Annotated in this window: 7 protein-coding genes; 5 read left to right on the forward strand and 2 right to left on the reverse strand. The window is 48.6% G+C overall.

The features are described 5' to 3' along the window. Positions 1-1,971 (reverse strand): zinc ribbon domain-containing protein (locus AC06L3_RS07720; RefSeq protein ID WP_475670041.1); only part of this gene is annotated, 1,971 nt, incomplete at its 3' end. A gap of 76 nt (positions 1,972-2,047) precedes the next feature. Beyond that, positions 2,048-2,533, reverse strand: a complete 486-nt coding sequence (locus tag AC06L3_RS07725; protein ID WP_475670042.1) for an O-acetyl-ADP-ribose deacetylase — start codon at positions 2,531-2,533, stop codon at positions 2,048-2,050. Between the two features lie 129 nt (positions 2,534-2,662). Here AC06L3_RS07725 and AC06L3_RS07730 point away from each other — a divergent pair, with 129 nt between their 5' ends. The 5 genes from AC06L3_RS07730 to AC06L3_RS07750 are packed head-to-tail and all read left to right on the forward strand — an operon-like array spanning position 2,663 to position 8,903. Beyond that, positions 2,663-4,450, forward strand: coding sequence for a proton-conducting transporter transmembrane domain-containing protein (locus AC06L3_RS07730; protein ID WP_475670043.1), 1,788 nt, complete (start codon positions 2,663-2,665; stop codon positions 4,448-4,450). Between the two features lie 4 nt (positions 4,451-4,454). After that, positions 4,455-5,360 carry a respiratory chain complex I subunit 1 family protein gene (locus AC06L3_RS07735; RefSeq protein ID WP_475670044.1) on the forward strand — a complete coding sequence of 302 codons (906 nt, stop codon included), beginning with the start codon at positions 4,455-4,457 and terminating at the stop codon, positions 5,358-5,360. Positions 5,361-5,366: 6 nt separating this feature from the next. Continuing rightward, positions 5,367-5,996 carry an NADH-quinone oxidoreductase subunit K gene (locus AC06L3_RS07740; RefSeq protein ID WP_475670045.1) on the forward strand — a complete coding sequence of 210 codons (630 nt, stop codon included), beginning with the start codon at positions 5,367-5,369 and terminating at the stop codon, positions 5,994-5,996. Between the two features lie 5 nt (positions 5,997-6,001). Further along, entirely contained in the window at positions 6,002-7,423 is a 1,422-nt protein-coding gene (locus AC06L3_RS07745; protein ID WP_475670046.1) for a proton-conducting transporter transmembrane domain-containing protein, read from the forward strand. A 4-nt stretch (positions 7,424-7,427) separates the two neighbouring features. After that, positions 7,428-8,903 carry a hydrogenase large subunit gene (locus AC06L3_RS07750; protein ID WP_475670047.1) on the forward strand — a complete coding sequence of 492 codons (1,476 nt, stop codon included), beginning with the start codon at positions 7,428-7,430 and terminating at the stop codon, positions 8,901-8,903. The last annotated feature ends 28 nt before the right edge of the window (positions 8,904-8,931 follow it).

The following is an 8,931-nucleotide window of genomic DNA, read 5'->3' on the forward strand; positions in this document are numbered from 1 at the left end:
CGTCGGCGGGTCCAGGACTCCCCTGGTAGGGGCGATTTCAATACGACGTCCGTTTTCTGTCGTGGTCGAAGTCGCACGGTAGTCGATACCAAGCTTTTCGAGGTAGCCCTGCTCTTTCTCGCCATTTGCAGACACTTTGAAAGTATCCTTCACAGGAACAGGGTAAACCGTTAAAATATCATTGGTTTCAGGATCCCAGTCGTAATATACCAGGTCAGCCAAGGTCAAGGCAACCCGGGTCTTTCCTGTAGCGTCAGTCTGAAGATAGCAAGGGAGAGTACTGCCCATGCCAAGCTTGAGACCAAGGTGGAAGCGGTAGAGAGGCAGCGAATCCGATATTTCCGATGCGCCTGAAGAGACCTTTATCCCGAGGCTGAACTGCTCCCAGGTGCCGGCTTCTTTCTTATCTTTCGCCTTTTCTTTGATAACTGCGTAATAGAGACAGTCTTTCTCACCAGGCTCAATCTTTACATGGTACTTGTCGAGAACCGAACTGCAAGCTTCAACGTCTGCGCTCTTCGATGCACCCCTGACAGCGAACGGCAGTCTCCAGACCTCGTCAGAGCATGCCGGAAGCGTGAGATTCTCCTGGAAGAAAAGAATTTCGCTCTTGGCAATCTTGAAATGCATCCTGTTGGTGAATGCACCGCCGGCACCGGCCAGACGGAAGTTCACAATGGCTTCGTCGGGGATGCTGCCGGTCTGCGGAGCCTCAACCGAGGCCGACATATAGTCGCCTGCAAGACTCTGGCCGTTGACATTCAGGTAATCGTCACCGGTTATGGAGATCTTAGAGGTCAAGCCCGGGTCAGTCGCTGCCTGGCCGCCTTGCGGTATGCGTACAATACGGGCGTACACCTTCTGCGCAGCGTCTCCAGGTGTCAGCGTATCTCCGAAATCCTTACGTATGCGCATCTCGTATGTGGATTTCTCATCTTCATCTTCATCTTCATCTTCATCTTCCTCCTCTTCCTGCTCATCATCGGACTTCCTTTCATCCTTTGACGCATTTTTCGACTTCTTTGCCGCGGCTTTCTTCTTTTTGCGCCCTTTCAGGGCGAGTCCGCCTGCCCCCAACGCTCCCGCTATTGCCGCAGGAACGACCCAGTTTGACTCACCCGAATCTCCGGCATCCGTATCAATTTCACTGTATTCTTGTCCACCATAAGCAAAGTAGTATTCATGAGCATAACCATTTCCACCCCATAAAATATAACCTATATCGGCTTTTCTCCGTACATGTATTCTGAGATAAAGGAGAGACTCGATATCCGGGACAGGTACTTTGAATACAGCATCGTGTCCTTTTGACAATGATTGAGTGGCTTCAGTTACACCCTTGGTTTCTCTAGTATAAAAATTGCGGCTAACTCCCTCTCCTCTACCATGCTCAATGCTCACCACCCATTCATCATTGCCTGGATCTTCAAGAATTCTGACTTTCAGGGTAATCTCTTTCTTGTTTTGAAAATAGCCATAAATGCCTGATAGCACAGTCTTCCCATCGTCTTTATGGTAATTTTTACCGGAATGAAACATTTCATCGGTGACAACAGCTCCGTCAAATTCCAAAACGAAGGACATGTTATAGGTCTCAACAGTTTTAGGTCCCATTGTTCTGGAAAGCTCAGGCCGCGCATTCAGAGAGAATGTCAACATCACCAGAAGGATCAGTGACATCAGACCCTTCTTAAGCAACTTCATAAACGCTCTTTGTGCCGCATCGCTCTTGCAACTGACTTCGCCCGAGGTTGCTGAGGCGTTGATGTCGCAGTCCTTGAGAGCAGCCAGAATCTGCTTGACTCCGGCCTTGGCCAGATCCAATGCTTTTTCCTTGATTTCAGTCTTGACAGCCGTTTTGTCCGTCTGTGCTTTGCTTGAAGCCGGTTTCACTCCCGCTACAGGCTGACCGCAGACATGACAGAATTTAGCTCCATCGCGCAGTTTTGCGCCGCATTTTGTACAGTACATACTGGAATATTTCAGGTTAATTGCCTCAAATATAGCAATTTTCCTTCTATTTCAGTACAAAAATGCATATACTTTTCTATCTGTAATATTCAGCATCGGCCTCGCAGAAGCAGCAGATGATGACTTCTCCATCATAGCCGCTTCCTTTTATTGCAGCCAGGGCTATCTTGGCTGCTTCGGCCTTTGGATAACCATATACTCCGCAGCTGATGCAGGGGAAAGCAATGCTCCTGATGTTCTTTTCTTTTGCAATGGCCAGCGATGTACTGTAACATGAAGCCAGTAACTCAGCTGCTTCCTGTTTGCTATAATAGCGATATACGGGGCCTACAGTATGGATGACATACTTGCAAGGCAGTTTGTATGCACCGGTTATCTTGCTCTGACCTGTCTCACATCCGTTCAAGGTCATACATTCCTTAAGCAGTTCAATGCCGGCTGCATGATGGATGGCACCATCCACACCCCCGCCGCCCAGCAACGAACGGTTTGCAGCATTCACTATAGCATCAACCTCAAGTTTGGTGATATCTCCAACTATAATCCTGATTTTCATATACATTCAATATTCAGACCTTATACCAAAATTATTCAATTTGAAGTGAATAAGCAAATAATACCCGCTCTCTTCTTCCAGTTGGGGAGAATCGGGGAATTGTGTATCTTTGCGGCCTGTTTTTAAAAACTTACGATGAACTTACTTCAATCATCCTTATCATTGCAGCCTGTAACAGGGCTGTCGCTGTGGTTCATGGCCATTTTCTCGCTGGTGTTCGCCTGCGGTGCGTTCTATGGGAAAGGCTACATGAAGCACTACAGCGGCAGAACTCTGAGGAACAGCTTCCATTGGATAAACTATGCCATAGCATACATATCAATGATGCTTCTCTGCGTTGTAGAGAATTCAATTGCTTTCCTGGTGTGCTGGGAAATAATGGCGCTCAGTTCCTTCTTTCTGGTAATTTATGAAAGCGAAAAACCTGAAACCATAAAGGCAGGTGTCAATTTCTTCATTCAGTCACATATTTCGGTGGTGCTGCTCACCGCCGGTTTCATGCTGATTGCCACAAGGACCGGCTCATTTTCATTTGACGCCATTCCTGAATACTGTGCTAGGAACAACGGTATGGCAGCATTCCTGCTTCTATTTGCAGGATTTGCGGTTAAGGCGGGCTTCGTTCCTTTCCACACCTGGCTGCCATACGCACATCCGGCAGCACCGGCTCATATCTCCGGAATAATGTCAGGAGTGATTATAAAGATTGGCATATTCGGTATTCTGAAGATGATAACGCTCTTCAGCATCAACTTTGTAACTGCCGGAGCAATCATTCTCACAGTGTCCGCCATCTCCGGCCTTTATGGTGTGATGATGGCCATTGTGCAGCATAATCTCAAGAAGCTCCTGGCCTATCACAGTATAGAGAACATAGGAATAATAGGTATGGGAATAGGACTTGGCTGCATTGGAGCCGGTGAAGGGAACAGCATACTCGCAAGCCTTGGTTTTGCAGGTGCATTGCTGCACACACTCAACCACGCGCTCTTCAAATCCGTGCTATTCTTCTGTTCAGGAAACGTTTATCACGGAACACATACACTTAACATTGAGAGTCTGGGCGGTCTGGCAAAGAAGATGCCTTGGACAGCGGCGCTGTTCCTCATAGCATCGATAGCCATCTGCGGACTTCCACCTTTGAACGGTTTCATCTCCGAGTTCATAATTTACAGCGGACTCTTCGGATGGATGCAGGGAGCAGAGCAGGGCGTGACCACCGGAGCGGTCTTCTCTATCCTTGCACTCGTGATGATCGGAGGCCTGGCAATCCTCTGTTTCACAAAGGCAAACGGTATAATCTTCCTTGGTAGTCCGAGGACTGAGATCCAGGCGCACGAAATGGAGCCTTGCCGCATCATTCCTCTTGCTGTTGAAGCGCTGATAATGCTTTCCATAGGCATTTGCCCTGCATTCTATGCAAATCTGGCCGGCAGCGCCCTTGAGTGCTTCCCGCATGCAGGCAACACGGCACTTGCAGCCAGCACGGACCTTGGTCTGGTAGGACTTGCAGGCCTTGCATTCCTCCTCATTGCTGCAATCATATATGTAGCAAAGAGCAGGCATAATGTACAGCGACAGCTAAACGAAGGCCCTACCTGGGGCTGCGGCTACACCGAAGGCAGTCCCAAGATCCAATATACTGCAACATCCTTTGTAAAGACATACGTCCAGCTGTTCTCATTCATTCTTGGCAGCAGAAAGGAGCAGAAGCTTCCTGAAGGCATCTACCCTGCCGGCGGCCATTTCGAATCTGAATCCTACGACAAGCTGGAGAGCAATCTCATTGACAAGCCACTCGGAGGATACCGCCGCTTCATGGACAGGTTCTCCTTCCTCCAGAATGGAAAGATGCAGTTCTACATTCTGTACGGAATCATATTCATTGTATTCATACTCATTCTTAGTATAATTTTCCGCTAGCGTCATGACAAGTCTGATTCTCATACTAATCTCAGCGCTCTTCTTCAACGGTATAATAATACGTGTAAAGAGCATAAGTGCCGGCAGAAAAGGTCCCGGCATAATGCAGCCCGTGAAGGACGTCATCCGTCTTTTCCGCAAGGGCTCGGTTTACAGTGAAGTTGCAGGACCGGTGTTCAGGATTGCGCCTGCCGTATATCTTGCATCGGTGATTGTTGCCTGTCTTTGCGTTCCGTTCGGTCACAAAGCAGGTCTTATAGGTTTCAGATACGATTTCGTATTCTTTGCCTATGCACTGGCGCTTGGCAAGTTCTTCTGCATCATTGGAGCCTTGGACACAGGTTCAAGCTTCGAGGGCATGGGCGCCGCACGCGAGGCGCTTTACTCAATGCTTGCGGAACCTGCATTCTTCCTTATAATGGGTTCCCTGGCACTTATGACAGGATACAGCTCTTTCCAGAGCATATTTGCAGAACTGCATCCAAGCGGCCCGATGAGCTGGGCGCTCACGGCAATTGCAATGTTCATATTCCTTGTTCTTGCAATGATAGAGAACAGCCGTATGCCTGTTAATGACCCCAAGACCCACCTTGAACTCACAATGATACACGAGGTAATGGTTCTTGACAACAGCGGCATTGACCTCGGTCTCATTCTTCTCACAGGCTACCTCAAGTTTGCAATGTATGCGGCAATCATTGCCAACCTCTTCATAGGAAGCATCCCTGTAGGGTTCGGAATACCTGTATTCCTTGCAGTGCAGGCGGTATGCGCCGTTATCATAGGCCTCAATGAGTCATTCTCCGCACGATTCAGAATGAACCACAATCCTCAATTCATATTCACACTGGCATGCATTGCGCTCCTGGCCGTATTCGGCGTGATGCTCATGTCCGGACAATTGGTATAACGAGATATGCTGGAAACGTTCATAATAATATTCCTCTCCACACTTTTCTATCTGGCCATTGCCAATAGAATGAGGAACTACATAAAGATACTGTTCTATCAGGGTGTATTGTTGTTCCTGGTGGCGGCATTCCAACTCAAGGAGTTCAATGTGTTCAACCTGATACTGATTCTTCTGGAGACAATAGTTTTCAAGGCCATCGCTGTGCCATATTGTCTTGAGAGAATCATACGGCATAACGGCATAACCCGTGAGACAGAGCCGTTCCTGCCAAATTTCGTATCGCTGCTCATAACCACTGGAATAGTGGTGGGATCAATACTGCTTTCCGGAAGCATAGATGATATAATTCTTGACAAATTCTTCTTTGTAGGCGCCATTTCCGCCATTTTCACGGGGCTTTACCTGATAGTATCGCGCAGGAAGATTCTCACCCACGTTGTTGGATACTGCGTGATTGAGAACGGTGTGTTCATTCTTTCACTGGCCGTTGGAAATGAAATGCCTGTAATGGTGAATCTGGGCGTGATGCTCGATATCTTTGCCTCGGTGTTCATTCTGAGAATATTCGCAAACAAGATTGGAGATGTGTTCCACGATGTTGACATAGACTCCCTGAGCAAACTTAAAGACTAGAAGCCATGATTGCAGCAATTTACATTATAGTATCAGCATGCATTTTCACAGGCATGGCCTTGAACCGCTCAAGAGTTGCATCCAGGGTGCTCAGCGCACTGTTCCTGCTTGTTCAGACAATGCTTACCGTTCACGGACTGCTGCACCTTGGAGAAACGGAACTCACTTACTTCAGCTTTGACGCTCTGGGACTCATACTGCTTCTCACACTGAGCATAATCAGTTTCCCTGCCATCATCCACAGCCGCATATATCTCACCAAGCCGATAGCCTCTGCAACAAGCGCCGCAGTTTACAATGCAGCATACGTACTGCTGATCACAGCAATGACACTCGGCTACCTTGCAAACCATGCGGCGGTAACCTGGATATTCACGGAGATAACATCACTCAGCGCTGCGGTGCTTATTTACCATCACCGTAGCAAACTGGCGCTCGAAGCTACATGGAAGTACTTCTTCGTATGCGCCGTGAGCATCTGCTTTGTGTTTGTAGGCATTCTGTTCATAAGTCTGGCTCTGCTGCACGAGGGCTGTCCGGATCTCTTCTATTCGGACCTCATGGCTCATAAAGCCACGCTCGACACTTTCTGGATGAAAATCGGATTCCTTTTCATATTCACCGGATACACTGCGAAACTTGGACTCTTCCCGATGTTCACTGCCGGAGTTGATGCAAAGGACAAGGCCCCTGCCCCATCCGGAGCTCTGCTCGCGAGTGCGCTCATGAACCTCGGTTTCTGCGGTATATTCCGCATATATGCAGCCATAAGCGGTACGGAACTGGCCGAATGGGCCAGAATGGTGATGATGGTATCGGCACTCATCACTCTCTTCATTGCTACAATATACATGGTGAGGATAAGCAATTTCAAGCGTATGCTCGCATATTCAGGCATTGAGCACATGTCAGTTGTCACCCTTGGTCTGTGCTTCGGAAAAGCAGGTTTCATGGCAGCCATGCTGCATATTGTAATGCACACATTCATAAAATCCGGACTTTTCTTCCACTTCACCCAGCTATGGCGCACATATAAAAGCAAGATGATAGATGATATGGGAGGCTATTTCAAGCTGAATCCTTTCAGGGCGCTTGTACTGCTTCTTGGCTTCGTAAGCATTGCTGCCATACCGCCTTCAGGCCTGTTCTTCAGCGAGCTGCTTATATTCACATCAATGATTTCCGCAGACAGCTGGATAATATTCGGCATAACTGTCTTCCTGCTCACGGTACTGCTCTGGGCTTTCTCCAGAAGCATGTTCCGCATAATATTCCTGCCAGCAAGCAAGCCGGTTGAGAAGATAAGCATATCACCTTGGGAATCAGTTTCCCAACTGATTCTATTCGTACTTGCCGCTTACATTGGCTTTAACCCACCGGCATTCCTGGGCGAACTTCTCCTTCAGGCTGCTGCAATGATATCGTAACGCTATGAACAACAAGATATTACATATAAGCAACGGAAGTTGCGTAAACGTGGCTCAGATTCCTGTTCTCAGCTACCAGGACTTCCGTTCACAAACCATGGAGCTGCTTGGCAGCAACGCCAGGCACTGTTCAAGTTATTTTGCATATCCTTGTGCGCAGGGCCTCAGGCTCATGATGTGCATTGCCGATGACAGTGCACACAATATTCTTGTATATTCCTGCAATGTTGAACAGGCTGCGGAACTTGATTCAATAGCGGCCGAATGCCTTGCTTTGGAGCGTTTCGAGCGTGAAATTCACGAGAACTGGAAACTGGAATTCAAAGGCCATCCATGGTATAAGCCTGTACGCGATTTCATGTCTGGAAAATACAAGTTCTTCCATATGGAGGGCGAGGAACTGCACGAGGTTGGTGTAGGTCCTGTTCATGCCGGAGTGATTGAACCGGGGCATTTCCGTTTCATCTGCAACGGCGAGAATGTTCTTCACCTTGAGATCCAGCTAGGCTGGCAGCACAGGGGAGTTGAGAAACTGATGCTTAGCAAGAAACGTCTGATTGAACGTGTTCTGCTGGCCGAAGGCATTGCGGGCGATACTTCAGTAAGCCATTCCACCGCTTTTGCCAGCGTCTGGGAGAGCCTCTGCGGCTACAGGCCGGGAAATGAGGTGCTCTGGGCAAGGACCCTTGCTGCGGAACTTGAGCGCATGGCAAACCATACAGGAGACCTCGGAGCCATTTGCGGCGATGTAGCCTATCAGCTCGGAGCGGCGGTTTACGGCCGTCTTCGCACTCCTATTGTGAATTTCTCACAGCGATGGTGCGGGAACCGTCTTGGCAAGGGCAATGTGCGCCCGGCATACGCTCCATACGCTTTCACCGAAGAACTCAGAAAGCAGCTTCTGAGCGATCTTGCCTCATACGAGCGTGACTTCCTTGAAATGAGCGACAAAATTCAGCATTTCCCTTCTGTCCTCTCGCGCCTTGACCGTACAGGCATAGTGAGCAAGGAACAGGCCGAATCAATTGGAGCCGTTGGAATGGCCGCCAAATGCGCCGGTGTATGCCGTGACATACGTGCAAGCCATCCATACGGGCTGTATTCCTCACTCAATGTTGAACCGGTTGTGAAAACGGCCGGAGACGTGCTTGCAAGAACTGAACTGAGGATAGACGAAGTGAAGCAGTCAATGGCCATTGTACGCACTCTGCTCGAGGAGATGCCGTCTTTCAACAGGGAGATGAAGTCCTGCGGAACTGCGGAAAAGGATTCTTTCACTATCGCTCTGGTAGAGGGATGGAGAGGAGAAATCTGCCACTGCGCAATCACTGATGCAAACGGTGAACTGGCTGCGTACAAGATAAAGGATCCTTCCTTCCACAATTGGATGGCTCTGGCTCTTGCGGTACGCGGCAACGAGATTTCGGACTTCCCTATCTGTAATAAAAGTTTAATGATTACTCAATATAATACCCACTGACAAAACCTGTCAAATTGGTGGTTTACCT

This window comes from Candidatus Egerieousia sp. (assembly GCF_056211015.1).

Bases quoted from the DNA above. Each gene is read 5' to 3' on its own strand.
- AC06L3_RS07725 (WP_475670042.1), bottom strand. From the start codon at position 2,533: ATGTATATGAAAATCAGGATTATAGTTGGAGATATCACCAAACTTGAG.
- AC06L3_RS07730 (WP_475670043.1), top strand. From the start codon at position 2,663: ATGAACTTACTTCAATCATCCTTATCATTGCAGCCTGTAACAGGGCTG.
- AC06L3_RS07735 (WP_475670044.1), top strand. From the start codon at position 4,455: ATGACAAGTCTGATTCTCATACTAATCTCAGCGCTCTTCTTCAACGGT.
- AC06L3_RS07740 (WP_475670045.1), top strand. From the start codon at position 5,367: ATGCTGGAAACGTTCATAATAATATTCCTCTCCACACTTTTCTATCTG.
- AC06L3_RS07745 (WP_475670046.1), top strand. From the start codon at position 6,002: ATGATTGCAGCAATTTACATTATAGTATCAGCATGCATTTTCACAGGC.
- AC06L3_RS07750 (WP_475670047.1), top strand. From the start codon at position 7,428: ATGAACAACAAGATATTACATATAAGCAACGGAAGTTGCGTAAACGTG.